This window comes from Christensenella timonensis (assembly GCF_900087015.1).
In the GTDB taxonomy this organism is placed as follows: Bacteria; Bacillota; Clostridia; order Christensenellales; family Christensenellaceae; genus Christensenella; species Christensenella timonensis.
On the sequence record NZ_FLKP01000002.1, the window covers coordinates 1,187,273 to 1,209,136 of the forward strand.

1 protein-coding gene is annotated in these 21,864 nt (G+C 52.3%); it reads left to right on the top strand.

Going from position 1 to position 21,864, the window contains the following annotated elements; translation table 11 throughout:
- Positions 1 to 35 precede the first annotated feature (35 nt).
- A complete protein-coding gene (locus tag BN6471_RS07125; RefSeq protein WP_066647055.1) occupies positions 36 to 21,857 on the top strand; it encodes a DUF6273 domain-containing protein in 21,822 nt (7,273 codons plus the stop codon).
- The last annotated feature ends 7 nt before the right edge of the window (positions 21,858 to 21,864 follow it).

Here is a 21,864-nt window from a genome sequence, read left to right on the forward strand (position 1 = left end):
ATAAGAAAAGAAACAGGCGGGAACGGGTCAGAAGTATGACGGCGTTCTTGTTGGCGTTCGCGCTGATTTTCAGTATCGTGCCGACGGCGATGGCGGCTGAACTGCCGACGCAAATATCGGAAACGCAAGAATTGGAACCTTTAGGAAGCGAGGATATCGCAAACGGCACGAACGCATGGGAAAACGGCGTGCCCAAACAGTTACCCAAGGCGCAGATCAACAATTTGAATGTGGTATCCTCGGCGGACGTGAAAGCGGCAGCGGATGCGGACGGGCGTATCCAGATCGACAGTTACGAAAAATTTAAGCGCATCGGGCACGACCCTGCCTACCCGCTTGACGCCTCGTACATCCAGACGGCGGACTTCAAGATACCGGACAATACCACCCATACGCCTATCGGGGACGGCAATACGCCGTTTACAGGTACTTATGACGGCGGCGGGCATACCATCACCGGCGGACAAAATTTAGAAATGAACGTTGTATATCATAACGATTATGGTTATGCGGTTGGTTTGTTTGGATCGGTGCAAAAAAATGCAAGGCTATGCAATTTTACGGTTTCCAATGTTGAATTCGCCGTATCATATACACAACAGGATATATCAGGCAATGATGTTGGCTATACAGGTATTGTCATGGGTGCGGATCGCGATGAACCTGTCATAGAAAATATCCATGTGCAAAATTGCGGCGTCAGCGTTACTTCGGATTCAGTACGACTTGCGACCGGAGGTTTTGCGGGTTATGCTGCCGGAACGATCAAAGACTGCACCGTCAATAATACTTTCGTATCACATACAGGAGGCGCTGGAGCCACGCAATATCTGGGCGGCATGTTTGGAATTGGTAATGGTGGAACTGCATGGACGGTGAATAATTGCCATGTGAACGGCGGGCATGTCGAAGCGTTGAATGCCGAAAGCGGAAGTATATTAGTATCAGGATTTAGCGGGTCAACGGGAGGAGTCTACTCGGATTGTTCCACATCAGCGGATCTATACGCAGATACATCAAGCGATGTTTCGTTAGGCGGTTTTTTTTCGGCGCTCGCAGGAAATTCGCACATTACAAATTGTATTTCTACGTCAAAGATTTCCTATAATACAGCAAAGCCGCCCGCCAGATTATATCTTGGGGGCTTTCTGGCATCCGCCAGTTCAAACACAGCAGGCATGCAGCTTGAAAATAATTTGGCGATCAATTCCATCGAATATACTTTCGCGGGGAGCGGGGCCGCGGACGGGGGCAATATAGGCGGTTTTGTCGGACGACTTTCGGTTGCTCCGTCAGCATCTACTTTCAAAGGAAATTATTATTTCAATAACGGCGGCGGTAATCTTCAAAACCGTACCGGAAAACTGGGCTCCTACATTGATGGAAATGAATTTGTAGACGCGGGCATTCATAAACTCGACACTACTGCCGAAGTTAGCCCTTTCCCCACGGAATTGAAATTTACTTCCCTGAACGCTCCCGCAAATATTTATTCCATGGGAGATATATTTGGTTATACGGATGTTTCGTATTCCATCAAAGACGGTACGGACCCACAGAACGCTTTTTCGCTCACTAATACGGCGGGCGATACGTCGCAATTGACGCAAACAAAGGCCGTCGCGCCAAACGAGCTGCCGACAGTTGTGGTGACGTATAACCGTGTCGGCGCAGCGTCTATTATAAAGGAAATCCCTGTTACAGAAGCGGTAATCGCCGTGCCGGACTATGAGACATTTGCCAAAATCGGGCAGGACGCGGCCTATCCGCTTTCGGGCAGTTATTTGCAGACGGCGGACTGGACGATTCCCGACGGCACGACACATACGCCGGTTGGTAACGCGACCACGCCGTTTTTGGGTACTTATGATGGCGGAGGCCGCATAATTACAGGCAGCGCAGGGTTTAAAATTAACAAAGCTATTGCGGGCGACGGTTCATATGAAATTGGTATATTTGGACATACTGCAAAAGCAACAATTAAAAACCTTACAATTAAAGATATTCATGTTGAGCAAACAGAAACAGATATTGAGTACTGTGGGATACTGGCCGGATTCGTGCAGGGAACCGTTGAATCTGTAACGATAGTTGATTCCAGTATCAAGGTCAACATTACAAATACTGCCATAGCCAAAAATATAATAGTAGGTGGTTTAATAGGCATGGGCGTTGAAGCCACCATGAATAATTGCGTGGTAAAAAATACCAACGTAGATGTCACACCAGTCATTGGAGGGGGCAATTATGCCTATACCGGTTTACTTGCGGGCGTAGTAGCGATCGGAAATATAAATAACTCTGTTGGAGATGGCGGAACTGTTAAAGTGGATAACGCTGCATATCCGGGGGGAACCGTTCAGGGAAGCGTAATCGGGCAGATTGACTCAAATGTAAAAATTGCAAATACACACTGTTATAATACGCAAATTATAAGAGACGGCAACGCAACAACAAATTTCATAGGAGGCTTTGTTGCTGTAGAGGTAGGCGATAGTACAACTTTTGCAATTAGGAACTGCTCGACAACCGCAACGTCGACCGCAAATGGAACAGATGGAGTATGCGGTGGTTTTATTGGTCGGCACGATATTACTGCTGCAAATATGGAAAACGCGTTTGTGAATAATACGTTTACCGCTTCCGTGGGATATACAAATAAGGTTGGATCATTTTCTGCTACCCAGGATGGGGCGATCACCGATAATATGATCAAGCTCGTATCTGACCCAACCCTCGCTACTCTCACCATCCAAAACCTCACCACTTCGCCCACGTCAACGCAATGGCTGAATGCGGCGGGAACCATGGACGTTTCGGCGGAAGTGACCAGCACGCTTTCAGATGCGAAATATGTATTTATTGCAAGCAGCGAGGATGCGGACAGCTCTTCGGCGCTTATGATGCTTTCCGCAAACGGCGACCGCTTCACGGGTACGATCCCCGCAAGCGCGATGGAAAACATCATCGGCAGCGGTACGCTCTACCTGTGCGCGCAGACGAAGAACACAAGCGGCGCCCAGACCGCGCGCGCATCCCAGCCCATTACGGTTCTGCGCGATCCTTATTCGCCGCGCTTAAGCGGTATCAACAAAGAAGATATGCAGGACGGCACGATAAACATTTCGCTTAGCGCAACGGACAGCCAAAGCGGCGTTGCGGGCGTATATGCGGCAGCCTCAGATACGGACTATACGGCGGGACAGGTCGCCCTTACCTATAACGACACGACAAAAAAATGGAGCGCGGCGCTCCCGGGCGGCACGTGGTATTTGTACGCCAAGGATAACGCGGGGAACATCAGCGCAGCTCCTGAAAAGATCGAAGCGGCGGTATCCGACTGGATTCCGGTCTATGACTATGACGATTTTAAAAAGATCGGCGTGGAAAAAGGCTATCCGCTTTCAGGAAAATATATCCAGATGGCGGACTTTAAGATCCCCGACAGCACGGTTCATACGCCAATAGGCAATGCGGACGCGCCTTTCGCCGGAATTTACAACGGCAACAATAAGACCATCACCGGCGGCAGGAATATGACGTGGAACAGCGTAGTATCAAAAACAGGAAATCTGTTCCCGGCGGCATATGCGACAGGACTATTCGGAGTCATGGATGGAAAGGTAAGCAGCCTTTCGTTAGATGGGTTTACGATCATCAATAAAAGCGCGCCCGCAGGGCAAACCTATATCGCCAGTTCTCTGGCGGGCTGTGTCGGTGGCGCGGTTGAAAACGTTACCGCTCAAAATATCACGATTGAAATCAACTCGGCCGCAACGGAATCGGATCGCGGCGGTAGGGCAGGCGCTCTGGCCGGTATCGTTATGGGCAGTAGTGCGAGCCTGAAGAACTGTCTTGTTGAAAATATTTCCATTGATATTGTGACTCCCGCTGCGATGATCAGTGCCGGCGGTCTCTGCGCGATGCTGATAGATGGCGCTTATGCCATAGACTGCACGGCGGCAAGCGGAACAATTAACGCGGGAGCCTGCCAAACCACGGGCGTAGGCGGCTTGATCGGCCATGTATTCAGCGCAAAGGTAGAAAATTGTTACTCATCTGTGGATAGCGTAAACGCGGGGCTGACGTCTCCTGCAAACCTTATGTCGGTTGGCGGCCTGATCGGTCTGCAGTCAGATACCTATGCTGCCTCGTCGACGATCAATCATTGTGTTTCCAGCGGAAATATCACTGCTGTTCCGGCTTATGCAACTACAGCGAATGCCTATCGGATCGGCGGTTTTATAGGTACGATCGCTGTTGCGACAGGTACGCCACTGGCATCGAATAACGCTGCATATGGCAAAATGAATATCACTGGCAACAGCGGCGGAGTCGGAAGCTTTTTCGGCGTTACAAATTGTACGACAGTGTCCTTTGCGGGGAACGTATGCGTAAACAATGGTTTTGGGAAAAGCGGATCGAGCTATCCGGTTGCGGGGCTTACCGATAGTCATATCCGTTTTGTGGCAACGCCTGAACCCTCTGTTACGGACCTTAACATGCAGGAGTTAAACAGGGATTATAATATCTCCTCTGCGGCGGAAGCGTTCGGCTATACCGCAAAGTGGAGCGTTGACAACCCGAAGTTTGAGCTTAACGCCACGGCAGGCGACAGCGTCTCCGTGCGGCAAATGGAGCCGCTTTCTTCGCCGGACGAAGCAGCGAATATCATGATCACTTACCAAAAGGGAACGACTTCAAGCGCCGCAACGGTTTCGCTCAAAGGCGTGATCGGCGTGCCGGATTACGATACCTTTAAATTGATCGGAAAAGGAAATTATGGTCTTGAACGTGGTTACTACCAAACGCAGGACTTCACCATTCCAAATAATACGGTTCACACGCCGATCGGAAGCTACGCCGCGCCATTCACGGGAACCTATGACGGCGGAAATCATACGGTAAAGGCAGGAGTTATTAGTTACAATCTGGCGAATATTGTGCAAAATGATTTGAAAGGTGCATCGCTGTTTGGGACGGTAAGCGGGGGATTGCAAAATATCAATGTTGAAGGATTACACTATACCTCTACTGCCGTAGAAGGGCAATATGTTGCAACAATAGTGTCAAGTCTCAGAAATGGAGGAAGACTTCTCAATTCGCATGTAAGAAATTGTGTATTGAATATCGACACCGTTTCCTATGGCGGACTTATAATGAGCGCAATCGTGGGACATGCTTTTGATAATGCATATATCGAAGGATGTTCAGCTAATAATGTCACGCTAGAATCAAAATCGAAAGTAACAGGAGACGTTATAGTTGGCGGAGTTGCGGGCGTCAATAGAAGTTCCACAATAAAGAATTCAACAGCAAATACAAATATTGATATTTCAGAGGGTTCTATTACACAAGGTTCTACTATAGTTGGCGGTTTCGTGGGGGATGCCCATGACAATGGACAGACAATCGATTGGCTGATCCAAAATTGTTCGGCAGATGGAACGATAGCTGTAAATGGGCTTGTAGGCACAACAACTTGTGGGGTTTATTTAGGAGGTTTTGCAGGGCATACCCAGCAAAATTTTATGCCAGCCAGTCCTAAAATAGTAAACTCTCGGACAAACACTACGATTTCAAGCGATCTAATTGATGGTTCAGCAGTATTGATAAAATGTGGCGGTTTTATAGGCGGCAATGATATGGTGACGACCAAATCTGCGGCTGCATACTCCGGCAATACTTATACTGCAAGCTGTAAATATCCTAACCGCGTGAGCGCGAATTCCACCACGCCGGATACAGGCAGCAATTTTGACGATTCCATGATCAAACTGATCGACGCTCCCATCACCATCAGTAACCTTATGCTCGACCCGCCGGAGGGCGCGTGGGCAAACGCGTCGCAGGGCGTAGGCGTACAGGCGGACGTCAAAACCACCTCGGACGTCACGGGCACGGTGCAAGTGTTTGTAGCGGCGGACGCAAACGAAACAAATCCGGCGAACGGAACGGAAATTTCAAAATCAACGAATCTTTTCATGCCGAATACATATAAGCTCGCGGGCGGCGCAGACGGCCTTTTTGGTTCGGGCGCCATGTACCTCATCGCGCAGGACGCGGACGATCCTACGGCCCGCCGCGCGACATACGGGTTTAATATCCTGCGCGACCTGTATTCACCGCGCATGGAAAACCTGTCGGCAAACAAAAACAACGCGGGAGGTTTTGACGTGAGCCTGGACGTGACCGATTCCCAGTCTGGAATGGGCTATGTTTTCGCGTCAAAAGATGCAAGCAATCCGGCGGAAGCAGGCAGGGTACAGCTTGCAAAGGCTTCTGACAATACGAACGCATGGTCTGGAAGCGTCGCCGTTCCGGCAACGGGGGAGAAATGGTATATCTATGCGGTGGACAAGGCGGGCAATATGAGCACCGCGCCGCTTGTGGTGGATGACAGCGTCGCCGGACGTATCGAGATATGGACGTACGACGATTTCAAGAAGATCGGCGTTGACCCTGCCTATCCGCTTTCGGGCAATTATATCCAGATGGCGGACTTTGTGATCCCTGACGGAACGACCCATACGCCCATCGGCGACAGCGCAACCCCCTTCACCGGAACCTACGACGGCGGCAGCCACACCATCACCGGCGGCAGAAACATGACATGGAATACGGTTGGTGAAAAAAAGGCGGTAGGTTTATTTGGATATACTTCTGGCGTAGTAAAAAATCTGGATATTAAGGAATTTGATTTAGCGGTAGGCAATATTGAGCTTGTTGGTATCGTCGCGGGGCGATCGTCTGGCAAGTTAAGGAACGTACATGTAAAAGACAGCAGCGTGACAATCAGCACGATGGAAAGCATCAATCTGATTGCGAGCGGCGCCCTTGCCGGGGACATTCAAAACGGGGTTGTGACAGGATGTACTGCCACAAATGTGAACGTTAGTGTGGACGCGTCAGGAACAACATATATCTGCGCGGGTGGATTGTTTGGCGGCACAAATAACTCCGAAGCCATCGAAAATTGCGCCGTGACAGGAGGGGCGGTTGACACAAATGGAACGCAGACAGTATATATTGGCGGTTTTGTTGGCTATGCGTCTGCAAGCAAGTATTCAAATTGTAATACATCGGCAGACGTAACAGACATCGGCGGACTTGCGACCCAGCTCCGCGCGGGTGGGTTTGTCGGATCGGTTCAAAATAGTGTTTCCACATTTAACACCTGTACCACAACAGGAAAAGTTACATCGAATGGAAATAATACGGTTTCCTATTTTGGCGGTTTTGCCGGATGGACTTTGAATGCTGCTCTCCGCTTTGAAAATTGCTCGACAACGGGTGCGATGAGCTATGCGGGCAGTGATACAAAGTACTGTGCGGGATTTGTCGGTGTGAACTGGATGAACGCAGCTGCGGTGAAAAATGCGTTTAAGGGTAATACATATGTAAGCGCACAGTATCCCCGCGTAGGCAGTGGTTCAACGACCAATGAAACCAATGCGCCGGATGATATCAACGATACGACGATTCATATTTTGACCGACGCAGCCCCCACCCCCTCGCCGGTGAATATCAAGACCCTTAACACGCCCGTCACGGTAGATTCCGTCGGCGACGACTTCGGTTATTACGGCGTAAAATGGGAATTTGAATATCCGGACTCTGTGAGGGAATATTTCACGCTTTCGGCGGCGGAAGGCCAGCAGGTTAAGGTGACGCAAACGAAGGCGTGCCCCGCCCCGGCGGAGGTAACGCTTAAGGCAACGTATTCCAAAGTTGGGTATAACGACATTGCAAAAACGGTCAAGGTACGCGGCGTGGTCGCCGTGCCGGATTACGATACCTTTAAAAAGATCGGGGCAGATACGCAAAACGGCTATTCGCTTGACCGGAGCTATTACCAAACGCAGGATTTCGCCATCCCCGCGAACACGGTACATACGCCGATCGGGAACCATATTGCTTCTTTCAGTGGAATTTATGATGGCGGTAATCATACGGTTACAGGCGGCGAGGGAATGAGCGCGGTTCCAACAACAGGTAATTCAGCAAGCGTATATACGATGGGGTTGTTCGGACATTTTACAGGTACGCTGAAAAACTGGAATGTCAAAAATGTGAGTATCGCCAACACGTCGAAAGAAACAAATTGGGGCGGAGTTGTCATTGGCGACCTGATAAACGGAACAACAGAAAACGTTAGAGTCAGCGATTCCAAAGTAGAAATATACACCAGCGCAAACAACGGCCAAGCAGGCGCGCTGGTGGGTATCTCGCATGACGTCAATTCCATCATTAGAAATTGTACGGCAAAGAATAACGATGTCAAAGTCAATTTCAATAACGCCAGTTACAGCGCATTTGCGGGTGGATTGGTTGGTTGTAACCAATATGGCGCGCAAATCTATGATTCTTCCGTTATCGGAGGGAATGTATCGGTCAATGGCAGCGCTATCGCAATTGAATCGGTTGGAGGATTGGTTGGAGAAAGCAACAGTAAGTTTACCATCGATAATTGCCATGTTGATGGAACGATCGTTTCGCTTGCAGGGAAGCTTGCAGCCACCGCAAACCTAGGGGGATTTATAGGCAGTATCGATAGCGATTCAGCAGGACAGACGGTTACGAATTGCAGCACAACAGCGCAGTCGAGCATAAATGGGACGGCTGGACGCGGCGGTGGATTTATTGGATACCATGTTATGACAACAGCAAACGCACAGGCAGCGTTTGCGGATAATACATTCAGTACGTCTGTCGGATATGCAAATAAGGTGGGAGCCTCGTCAGCGACGGTTGACGCCAATATCAGCGACAGCATGATCCGTCTTATCGATGACAACAACATCACGATTTCAAATATCACGCTCGATCCGGCAGCGGATATTATCTGGATAAACGGAAACCAGAAGGTCGGCGTGAAAGCCAATGTCGCAAAAAGCAACGGTGTAACGGGTGATATTAGCGTATTTATCTCGTCCGATCCAAATGCGGTAAGCGGAACGAATATGCGCGTCACTCCGGACGACGGCGTTTACGAGCTTGCGCAGGCGGCGGGCCTTATGGAAAGCGGGACGCAGTACGTAATCGCGAAAAACGCGGACAACAGCATGCGTGCATCTGCGCCGTTTACAATCCTGCGCGACATATATTCTCCGCACATCAGTAACGTACAGCAACAAACGACGCAGGACAGACAAAATGTCAGCGCGGCTGTGATCGATTCGCAGTCGGGCGTTGCAAAGGTGTACGCCAGCCAGAACGCGACAAACGCGAAGCCGGAGGATGCGGGCAGTACGGCATTTGACCGTGTCGCGGCGGGCGATATATGGTCGGGTGTGCTTTCCGAAGGCACATGGTATATCTACGCGATCGACCGCGTAGGTAATTTCAGCGATGTGCCCATAAAAGTGGATGTTAAGGCAAGCGGCTGGATACCGATCTATTCGTATGCGGATTTCAAGAAGATCGGCGTGGACGCGCTCTATCCGCTTGACGGCAAATACATCCAGATGAACGATTTCAAAATACCCGACGGCACGGAGCATACGCCGGTAGGCAATAATAATGCAGGCGAATACTTCACGGGAATTTATAACGGCAACCATTGCACGATCACCGGCGGAAAGAACATGACGTGGAAAGTGGTCGGAAGCGCAAAGCTGACTGGCCTGTTCGGATATATCGGTTCCGGAACGGTGATGGATCTATCCATACGCAAGGTCGCAATTGAAAGTACGGATGTGCTTCAGGCAGGGATTTTAGCGGCAGCGATGGGTTCCGCAAAAATAAGCGGCGTATCAGTATCTGATAGCGCCATCAAGTGCGATACAAATACGACGGAGCAAACTTTTTTTGGCGGTCTCACAGGAAGCGTGTCGGCAAGCAGCTTTGAAAAATGCACTGTTGACGATACAAATATCGAAACGGTGAATGCACAGGTCAATATTGTACGCGTGGGCGGTTTCATTGGCTACGGCAGTCAAAGTACATTTACGGATTGCGCCGTGAACGGCGGTACGTTTAACGCGGCTTCGTCAAAGATCGCAAATGGACATTCGATCCTCGGTGGCTTTACAGCCGGAGGCCATGACGTTGTCTTCCGAAACTGCTCTACTTCCGCAGACGTACACAACGGCGGTTCCTATAACGTATATACCGGCGGCTTTGGCGGACTCGTGAGCAAAAGCACGACGGGGGAACTGGTATTTGAGAATTGTACCGCGTCCGGCAATATCACGACGGAAGATGCGTCGGGTCTTCAGGAAGCGGCCGGTTTTGTATCGACACTTGCCACAACCGCTTCAAAAGCAGGCTTCGTTAAGCCATTGTTCCAGAATTGCGCTGCCTTGGGTAAATTTGTGAAAATTGGCTCGGCCGGATTATCGAGCGTAATATCGGGGAGCTTTAATGGGCGCAACAGTATCATCTTGGATTCGACAGAGACTGCCGATTATGCGGGCGTTTTTGTGAACAACGTCTGTACCAACACGACTTATGGGAAGGTCGCGCTGACCAATGCGTACAACGCCACCAATAATGCCGATATTGATAGGGGCATCACACTGCTCGCAACTCCACAGCCGTCTGTCTCTATCCTCAACATACACGAAATGGATAAAGATTACACGGTGCAGGGCGCGGCGCAGGCCTTTGGTTATACCGCGCACTGGAGCATCGATAATCCGAAGTTCCAGCTTTCAAACGTAGTTGGCGACAACGTAAATGTGCGCCAGTTAGTCCCGCTTGCAAACGGCAACGAAAAAGCAACGCTTACGGTCACCTACAGCAAAGCGGGGCAGGCGGATATTACGGCGGCGGTGGATATTCTCGGTGTGATTGGCGTACCTGATTTTGCCGCATTTGAAAAAGTCGGCAAAGATACCGCGAACGGCTACAACCTCGACCGCGGCTATTTGCAAACTGCGGATATTACCATTCCAGATAATACGGTGTGGACGCCGATCGCGCCCACGGAAGCAACAAAATTTTCGGGAATATATGATGGCGGGAATTATACGCTTTATGCCCGGAATATAAGCTTCCCGGCAACAGGAAACGTCTATCCAAGCGGCGATATTTCTGCGTCAGCGCTGTTTGGTTGCGTCTACGGAACGGTTCAAAACATTACGGTATCCGGCCTGAAATATATGGCTGCTAATTTATCGCGTAATCAAGAGGTTGCGCCGTTGGTCGCATTTCTTGGTACCGATGCGAAATTGATTAATGCGCACAGTAAAGATTGTACGCTCGATATGGGAGCCTATACAGGATATCTCGTTATGGGTGGACTAGTAGCCGAGATGTACGATTCTTATGCAGAAAACTGTTCAAGTGATAACGTCACACTGATTGGGGGAACAACCGGAACAGGGGGTAACGCTTTTATTGGCGGGTTCCTTGGTTCAATGGATACCTGCACAGTAAAAAGCTCAACGGCAAACGCCAATATCACCTTGAATGGATCAAACAGCGGCCAAGTGTTTTTGGGTGGCTTTGGCGGCGCGGGGAATTCTACAAATGGGCCATGGCTGTTTGAAAATTGCAACGCCTCCGGTTCGATCACTGCAAATGAAACTTTTAATGGCGCAAACGTGCAAGGGATTGGCGGATTTATCGGTTCCGTGTGGATGCCTACGACGTGCGCGGCTTCCATAAAGGATTGTTCTACTGTAACTCATATAACGAGTACGGTTGTCGATGGAAGCGTTACAAATGTCAAATGTGGTGGTTTTATAGGAAATAACGGACTTGTTTCCCTGACAGATAATGTATATAGCAATAACACGTATACTGCGGCATGTAAATATTCCAATAAAGTTGGAAAAACTTCATCGGTTCCCGACGCTTCCATCACCGACTCGATGATCCGCCTCTTGGGCGACGACATCGAAATCACCGACATCCAGCAATATCCGGGCTATTGGACAAACGCGGCGGACGGCAGGACGGTCACGGCGACGATCAAGGCAAACGGCACAAGCGTTATCGACGAAACCAATGTATTTGTTTCGGACGACCCGCTGAGCATCACGAACGCAGTTCCAATGACGCGCATTGCAGGAACGGATACCTTCACTACGGCAGACGGCGCGCTGAAACTGGGCGGCAAAATGTATGTGGTGGCGAAGGATTCCAATAGCGGCGGCGCGCCGACATATGTGGAATTTGAATCGCGCGTGGACGCATATTCGCCCGCAGTGGAAAGCATCACGGTAACGGAAAATATCGGAGACGCGCAGGATGTGGCGGCCAAAGTGCGCGACAGCCAGAGCGGCGTATCCCGCGTGTTCGCGTCAAGGGAGCTTGGCGCGGCGGACGGCGTGGAGCTGGAATTGGACAGCACGGCGGAAGCGGACGGCAGTCTCGTTACATACAGCGTGAAAAAGCTGGCGGCGGGGGACTGGTATTTGTACGCGGCGGATAACGTAGGCAACTTAAGCGCGGAGCCTACGCCGTTTACGGTAAGGGACATCGAGGATATGTCCATTGGGGATATTTCGCAATATTGGGACGGCCTCGGCGCGGGCGAAAGCGTAACGCCGCTCATAGAGAATAACCGCGCAATGGTGTGGTTTGGCAGCTATAACCAGACGGGGGAGAAGGAATCGCCCGTGCTTTGGCGTACTCTGGAATCGGGCAGCAGCGAAACGATGCTCATGACGGAATATGTACCTGCTGCGGTACGCTATGACGATCTCGATGCATCGCCGGTCAATTTATACTGGGCAAATTTTAATGGCATAAACAGTGGTACACGCGCATGGATGAATAATTTGCAGGGGCGCACGGTAGATTACGCATCCAATGGATTTTTGAATAACGCGTTTTCAGAAACCGAAAAAGCGTTGACGCTGAATACGATCGTTAAGCCTCCCGACAAAGACGGCGAGGCGTGGGGTTATGGTATCCCAACAAGCGATAAACTGTTCCTTTTAAATTCGGCACAGGCAACAGATCCAAAATATTATAAAGACGCGGCGGCCAGAAAAGTACTGGCGACCACGGACACAAAGAATAAACTTATGGCAGATGGCTACACTTCGGAAGTTACTGCGGATGGATATATACATTACTATATTCCGGAGCCGTTCTCCTCGGCGAAATATAATCAGGTAAGTATCATTAATCAAGCCGGTAATATCGTGGGAGCAACTGCTTCTTTGTCGGTTTGTATACATGGCGTGCGCCCCGCGACAAACCTCGACAGTTCCTCGATCATGCTTGTCGCGGCAGGAAACGACGGCAGCGCGCCGCGCACAAGCGGAACGCTGACCGAGACAACGGGCAGCGCACCGGACTCTTTTGATACGGTTTACGGCAGCGATTCGCAGACGTTCCGTGTGTTTGAGCGCGTAACGGACGGCAGCCTCACGATGGGCAATATCAACGGGGATGTCCGCACGGCGCTGGCAGGCGATATGCTGGACGTTTCATACGAGGGAGCAACGCGCTCGAAAATTGGCGCGGATATTTACGCGGGCGTACTGCTTGTCAATAAAGTGACGCACGAGAAATACCAGGCGCGGTTACAAAAAATCACGGATGAAAACGGTACGCTGCAAATCACGCTGCCGTCCGGCCTTGCAAGCGGCAGCTATGCGATGTTCCTATGGGCAGAGAACGAACAACAGCGCAAGGCGAGCCAGCCGGTGAAATTTACGGTGAATATCGGGCAGGCAAAAGAGGAAACCGCGCCGGTTTTGAGCAACGGTACGCAGGTTCCGGCGGCGGGAACGAAAGCGCCGACCAAGAATATCACGATTACGGCAAGCGACGCAAGCGGGATCAGCAATATTTTCGTGGCGACGAACCCCGGCGCGATGAGCGGTATTTCCATGACGGCAAACGGCGGCAATGTGTATGAAAGCCAAACACTGTACACGAACGATACATACTATGTCATCGCCTACGATGTATTCGGAAACCGCAGCGTGTCCGGCGCAATCCCGGTATCGGACATCGGGATGAGCGACGGGAACCCGCCGGTGATCACGAACGGGAAGCAGGAAACGGACGAACTCAAAGCGGAAAAGAATGTCACTGCGGACGTTATGCGCGGCAGCGCGGAGATTACGCAGGTCTATGTGACGGAACGCGACAACTCCACGGGCATGGAAACAGGCGATGTAGAGATGCAAAAAACTGGAAGCGGGGATGCCTACCAGACGGTATCCGCGCTGAAGAAGAACGGCGTCTATTACGTGGTGGCGTACGACGCAGAGGGCAACCGCGCGGAAGTGCGCGTGCTTGTGGATAAGATAGAATTGGTGTCAAAAGACGATATTAGTACGTACTATGACGGGATCGTGAACGGCATGGGTACGGCGGCACGCGCGATGGTATGGTTCGGCGGATGGCCGCAGTCCGCGCCTGCGGCTACGGCAAACGAGCCTATGCTTTGGCGCACGCTGGAAAGCGACGCGGGCAGTATCACGCTTCTTTCTGAATACGCGCCGTATACGTCGTATTTTGATAAGGATACGGGCAATTATAACCAGTTCTGGTACAACAACGCAAACAAGGTATCGAGCGATATCCGTGCGTGGATGAACGGCGGCGCGGGTATGGTATCGGATGGCAATTACAGCAGGTATATCAAAAGCGATACGACGTATCCTTCGTTCTATATCAACGCGTTTGGGGCAGAAGAGAAGGGATTGATCCTGCCGACAAAAATCACGACAGAGGCGGGGAATGCTGCTGCGTGGGGCGGCCTATATGGGAACAACGGACAGGCGTATTCGGTGTTTGACAAGGTATTCGCGCTTTCGGCAGGCGATACGAAAGATGTCAAATATTTTGCGGGCGATACGGATTTAAAAACGATTATTACACCCAATGCAAGCAACAACGGAGCCAATAATAGTTATACGTCGGTTTATGGAACAATGACTGGAAAAGCTGGATATCACTACAATAATTATGGGTACTGGTTTACGCGCTCGCCTTATGATGGGACGGCTCACCAGGTTCATGCCGAGGGATATACCAGCGCAAGCGGATATATAGCGGATCATAATGCAAATGTAACCAATAATGACGCGGCGGCGCGTCCCGCGATTAACCTCGACTCGTCGGCGGTGGTCTTCACGGCGGCAAGCAATACGGGCGGCAGTCCGGCAGTGCTGGGCGAGGATACGGCGCTCGTCAAGGCGGCGGGAGACGCGCCCTCTTCGTTTGCTTTAGCATATGGGACGGACAGCCAGAGCTTCCGTGTGTTCCGGCGCGGCGGACAGGAAATGACGCTGACGGCAGGAACGGGCTATGGCGGCGTGGATACGGTGACCTTTGATTATACGGGCGCGACATATGGACGCGACAACTATATTTCGGCAATGCTGGTGAATACGGCGACGAAAGATAAATGGACGGGGCGGATCGCAAAGGTTACGGCTGCTGATGGCAGCGTAACGGTCAAGCTGCCCGTCAACGTAGGGGCGGAAGGGTACCGCCTGTATATATGGAACGAGAGCGAAGCGGATAAAAACACAAGCGAACCGATGATGTACGCGCTTGACCAGATGGGGCCGGAGATCGTGAGTGTGACGAATTTATACCGTGGGGCGGTAAACGAAGAATGGACAAACGGCGAAAAGACGGTAGAAGCGGTCGTTAGGCCGCGCAGCACGGCGGTGGACGATGCGAAAGTATATATCGCGGACAGCATCGACGCGGAGCCAAGCGCGGCAACGAACGTTTTTCTGTCGAAAAAGGCGGGCGCAGAGAATACCTATGAGGCCACAAAGGACGACTGGGTAAACGGCGGGCAGAAATACCTGATCGCGTACGACACGGCAGGCATGCGCAGCGCGTTTAAGTTCACGCTGTATGTGGATAAGTATTCGCCGAATATCTCAAATGTCATGGTGGGTAACGAACCGTCAACTTATGTACAATATGTTACCGCGCAAGTAATTGATACGCAGTCGGGCGTAAACCCGTCGCGCGTGTTTGCGTCGCAGGAATATAAAAATGCTGTGGACGGCATTTTGTTCACGCAGACAGTAGGAAGTAACCAATATACGGCGATGATTCCGGCCGGAACATGGTATATCTATGCAGTAGATAACATAGGCAATATCACAGACGAGATGAGCGTCTACAAGATCGAGGTGACGGGCACGGAAGATCCATCTATCGGGGATATTTCGCAGTACTATGACGGGATTTCCAACGCTACGGGCGCGCTCGACGAAGCAAACCGCGCGATGGTGTGGTTCGGCAATTTTATGCAGGGCGCCGATGGCACGCGGCATCCACTGCTATGGAGGACATTGGAGAGCACCACCGGCAGTACCATACTGATGACGGAATACAACCTCATTTCCGGTAATGTGCATAACAATACAGCCTCTGGAAACGAATACATACTGAGCAATGTCAGGGGATGGCTGAACAGCTATTTGGTGACCGACTTTGATTTTTCAGGGGCGGATCAGGGATTTTTGAATAACCTGAACGACGCAAATAAAAATTTGATTATGACAACTGCTCTCGCGCCGGAAAGCTCAGCAGCCACGACACTGTATGACAAAGTATTTGCCATCAGCAATACCGAGCTTTATCGATATTACGACGGGGATATTACAAAAAGTAGAGCGATGGGAACGGATTGGGCAAAAACAACCAGTTATTCGGGCGGCAAACTTGAAGACGCGGACGGTTATTCCGCTTACTGGCTGCGCACGCCGTCAACGGAATCAAGCAGACTTAAAGTAGCTGGGGCGATCAACTTCTCAACGGAAATATCTGTGGAATCCTCAACGATCGGGCTTCGGCCTGCTGTTAATCTTGACCCAAATCAGGTCATATTAACGGCCTCTGGTACGTATGGCGATGCGCCTTTAACTGTGGGGAGTACGCTCACGAAAGTTACAGGCGCTGCTCCTGATAGCTTTAGTATAAATTATGGAGCTGATAGCCAGTCGTTCCGTGTCTTTGAGCGGGACGTCAATCTTACGCTTGGTACGACGACAGCCAAACGCGTGATCGCAGAAGCGGGAAATACGGTGCGTATCGACTATTTCGGTGCGAGCGCGTCCGACCAGAATTACTTCAATATGCTGCTCGTGGACAAGACGAGCAAGGCAAAGTGGCAGGGGCGTATCGCGCCTATCACGGCTACAAATGGATATGCGGAATTTATTCTGCCGGCGGATCTGCCGGACGGGAGCTATGCGGCGTTCATCTGGAACGAGAATGAAGGAACGAAGAAAGCAAGCGAGCCTGTGAAATTCAGCGTAAACATCGGCAGCATACCGGAAGATACGCAGCCGCCTGTGATCGCAAACGAAGCGCAGCAGCCGGCGGACGCGGCGCAGGTCAAGAAAGTTGCGGCGGACATCACGGATAACATCGGCGTGACGAACGCTTTTGTTTCCATGGATCAAAACGCGCTTGCGGGAACGTCGATGACTCCCGTGGGATCGGGTAACCAATGGGAAAGCCAGAACATCTATTATGAAGGGACATATTACATTATCGCGTACGACGCGGCGGGCAACCGCGCGGTGTCGGGCCCGGTGGTGGTATCGGATATTGCCAACCCGAACATACCTGTTATAACAAACGTGAAGCAGGTGGACAACGCAGTGGCAAACAGCCGCGCCGTGCAGGCGGACGTTGCGTGGAGCAGCGGGGCAACGGGACAGCGCGTGTTCGTTGCGTCCGACCCGAACGCAACGACGGGGATCGAATTGGTGCTTTCGGCGGGCGATACCTATGTATCGGAAACGGGCGTGGCCAAAAACGGCACATGGTATATCATCGCGGTGGACAGCAACGGAAACCGCGCGAGCGCGCCGGTGTATGTGGATAAGGTGTCCACGGTACTGCCGACGGACGTGAGCACGTATTATGACGGGATCGTGAATGGCAGCGCTACAGATAAAAGAGCGATGGTATGGTTCGGGAATTACCCGCAGAGCAGCGCAAGTGCGAACGAGCCGATCCTTTGGCGTACAGTAGAGAGCACGACAGGTAACGTGCTGATGATGAGTGAGTATTTACTCGCAGGAGGAAATTGGAATAACGCAGGCAATAATAATCTGTATGCTTCGGAAAGTGGAAGCAGTCACGCGCGTGCGTGGCTGAACAGTACACAGGGATGGGATTATGATTTCTCCTCCGGCACGGGTATCAATGGTGGTTTCTTGAATACAGCCTTCACAAATCCGCAAAAAAACATGGTGGTGGAAACGGTTGTCGAGGGGGAATCCAGCACGGCCGGCACAGGGAAGACTGTGTTCGATAAGTTGTTTCCGATTTCGTATCAGGAAGCAGTTTCGTCTGTGTATTTCCCGACTTCGGGATCTAGAGCAGCAATCGCAACGCCTGTTTCCAAGACACAGGATGGAAACTGGCATCCTGCGGGTGGGCTAACCGGTACATATTGGATGCTCAGAACGCCTGACAGCACGACCAACAGCAACATATATCGTGTTAATGACACAGGGCAAATTTCGACGACAGGACCTGTAAATACGACGTGGAGCATTCGCCCCGCACTCAACCTCGATCCGTCAAAAATCGTTTTGACGGCGGCAAATAATGCGGGCGGCGCCCCTGCGGCGACGACGAATATCACGACAACAGCGCTTGGAAGCGCGCCTGCGAACTTTGCTGCGACGTACGGAACGCAGGATAACGAAAGCTTCCGCGTGTTTGAGCGCGGCGGGAACGGCGTGCTGACTGCGCAGATCTCGCACCTTAAGGGACATACGGAAGGGACGATCCGCTATTCAAGCGCGAGCTATGAAGCTGGGCAGACATACATCGCGGGGTTGCTGGTAAACAAAAATACAAAAGAAAAATATGCGGCGCGCCTTATCGCGACGGACGCAAGCGGATATGGCACATTTGATATCACACTTCCCGCGGACGTGGCGGATCATCCTGAAAATTATGCGCTATACATATGGAACGAAAACGAACAGGCGAGGACGACGAGCGACATCGTGATATTTGACGGGACGACGGAAGGGCTGAAATCTGACCGCGAGCCGCCGGTCATAAAGAGCGTTTTCCAGATACCGGATAACGATACATGGGAACAATCGCGCAAAATCGGCGCAACGGCGCTGGATGCGGAAACGGGCGTGCTTAAGCTGTTCTATACGGATCGCGCGCAGGGCGCGGAGTCGGGCACGGATATGGAATGGAACGCGATTGAAAACTGTTGGGAAAGCAAGGAAGAGATCACAACGCCGGGAACCTACTATGTGTACGGGATCGACAAGGCGGGCAACGTGACGAAAACGGGAACGCCGGTAGAACTGAAAAAGATCGACGCGATCGCGCCGGAAATCCTGGGCTATACCCTTGACAGCGCGGGCACGTTGAGCGTGACTGTCAAAGACACCGGCGGGAGCGGGATCGCGAAAGTTACGTGGAGCAGGACGGAAAGCGGCGCGGGGACGCAGATGCGCGAAACAGCCGAAGGAAGCGGCGTATTTGAAGGAACGGTACCGACGGACGGCGGGGCCTACTGGCTGAGCGCGACAGACGGCGCGGGGAATGTGACGAAGCTGCAGACGAGCGGCGTATACCTGATTTATACGGAAGAGGACCTGCGGGATATTATAAACCATCCGGACGGCATGCATATCCAGAAAAACGATATCACGCTGACAAGCGAGTGGATTCCTGTGGGCAGCGCGGACACACCGTTCACAGGCAGCTATGACGGAGGCGGATACCTTATTTACGGACTGCGCGCGGCAGGAGAGGAAAACACGGGGCTGTTTGGCGTTGCTAAAGACGCGACGCTGAAAAATATAGGCGTTGAAAACATAGAAATAAAGGGCGGAAACAACGCGGGCGCGCTGGTTGGCTTGGCGAAAGGCAGCATGGTGATAGAAAACTGCGACAGCGGCGTGGGCAGCGTAACGGGCAGCAGCAATGCTGGCGGCCTTGCGGGCTCGGTTATTGCCGGCGACGGATGCGCCGCGCATATTACGGGCAGCTACAGCAAAACAGACGTTACGGGAGGTATGAACACGGGCGGCCTGATTGGCTTTGCGGCGGGCAGTACCTCCGGCGATACGACCACCATTCAAACAAGCTACAGCAAGGGGCGTGTGAGCAGCGAAGCGGGCAGTTTTGTGGGCGGCGTGATCGGGCAGCTTACGGATGCAAGCCTTGCGGACGCTTATGCCACGGGCGCGGTGGCGGCGAGCGGCACGGCAAATATTGGCGGCGTTGCCGGCGGACTGTCGGGCAAGGCGCAGGCCAGCGGCTGTTACTGGAACGCAAGCGGCAACGGCGCGGTGTACGGGATCGGCGCGGCGGACGGCGGCGGCAGTGACGAAACGGGCAAGACAGGGAAGCTGGCCCGGCCCGATATGCTGGGCAAGACGTTCGGCCTGCCGACAGGGGATGCGGGTTATACGCTCGTGCGTACAGGATATCCGGATATCACGGCAAACCCGGATAAACACCCAACGGATGTATATTATATCCGCACGGAAGAAGATTTAAAGGATATGGCCAACCATCCATATGCGGTGCATATCCAGCTCAATAATATCGAGCTAACTGGAAACTGGACGCCGGTGGGCAGCGCAAGCGAACCGTTCAGCGGCGTATTCGACGGCGGTGGTTATGCGCTGGATGGCCTTGTGGTGAGCGGTACGAACAACCTGGGCTTATTCGGGTACGTGAGCGGCGCAGACATCAAAAACGTCCGGCTCGAAAATGTGACGGTAACGGGCAACCAGTATGTAGGCGCGCTCGCGGGGCGTTTAGACAGCAGTATCGGCGCAAGCAGCATTACCAACTGCGCGGCGGTATCGGGCAGCATAACGGGCATGGTGTTTGTGGGCGGCCTCATTGGGTATACGTCGTCAAGCAATGCTTCGGTGATCGACGGTTGTTATAACCTGTGCGGCGTAAGCGCACAATCAGGGACGCAGGCGGCAAACGTGGGAGGTATCGCAGGGTATTTGTACGGCGGAGCTGCGGGTGCGCCGACGACGGTCAAAAACAGTTACAACAAGGGAAATATTGCCACAACGAGCACGAACAGCAGCCAGAACACGGGCGGTATCGTGGGGAACGCGGGCGCAAATACGCGGATTGAAGGCTGCTATAACATCGGCAGCATCCAAAACGCACGCACGAGCACCTATACGGGCGGCATCCTTGGGAATCGTAATAACGTGACGACGACGGTATTGATCAATAATTATTGGAGTATCGATGCGAGCGTGGTGACGCGCGGCACGGGGGGCGTGAGCGCGGCAGGCAGTGAAAAGGCAACGGAAGCAAAAAAATTGACATCGAGGCAGATGCGCGGCGGGGATCTGTTTGGATTGCCGGAGGACGCCTATGAAGGAAATGCGGCGGGCTATCCGGAGATCCGGGAGAACCGGGAAGGCCAGCAGGTCTATGAGGTAGCCAGCGAGGCAGACCTTGCGGCCATGGCGCAGCGGCCGTACGCCATGTATGTACAAACGGGCGATATTGCGGTAACAAGTACGTTCTGGAATCCGGTGGGCAATGCGAACGCGCCCTTTACGGGCAGCTTTGACGGCCGGGGCTATGCGGTAAGCGACGTGAAGATGCCGACAGGAACGGGTACGAACCGCGGTTTGTTCGGTTATGTGAGCGGGGCGGATATCGCCAATGTGAACGTACGCAACGCGGTATTTGTGGGCGGCAGCAATATCGGCGGCATCGCAGGCTATGTGACGGGGGAAACAAACATCCTAAACAGCGACGTGACGGGGACGGTCACAGCGGCTACAGCGTCGGCCGGCGGGATCGCGGGCAACGTCGTGTCGGCATCGGCACATATCGAAGGCTGCTACAGCAAAGCGGCAGTGACGGCAGGCACGGGCGCCGGCGGGATCGCGGGCAGCGTGGGCGGCGCTGCGCCTCGGCCAGCGCACGGGCAGTGATCGCGGG

Coding starts and splice junctions, on each gene's coding strand:
- BN6471_RS07125 (WP_066647055.1), top strand. CDS start 36: ATGACGGCGTTCTTGTTGGCGTTCGCGCTGATTTTCAGTATCGTGCCG.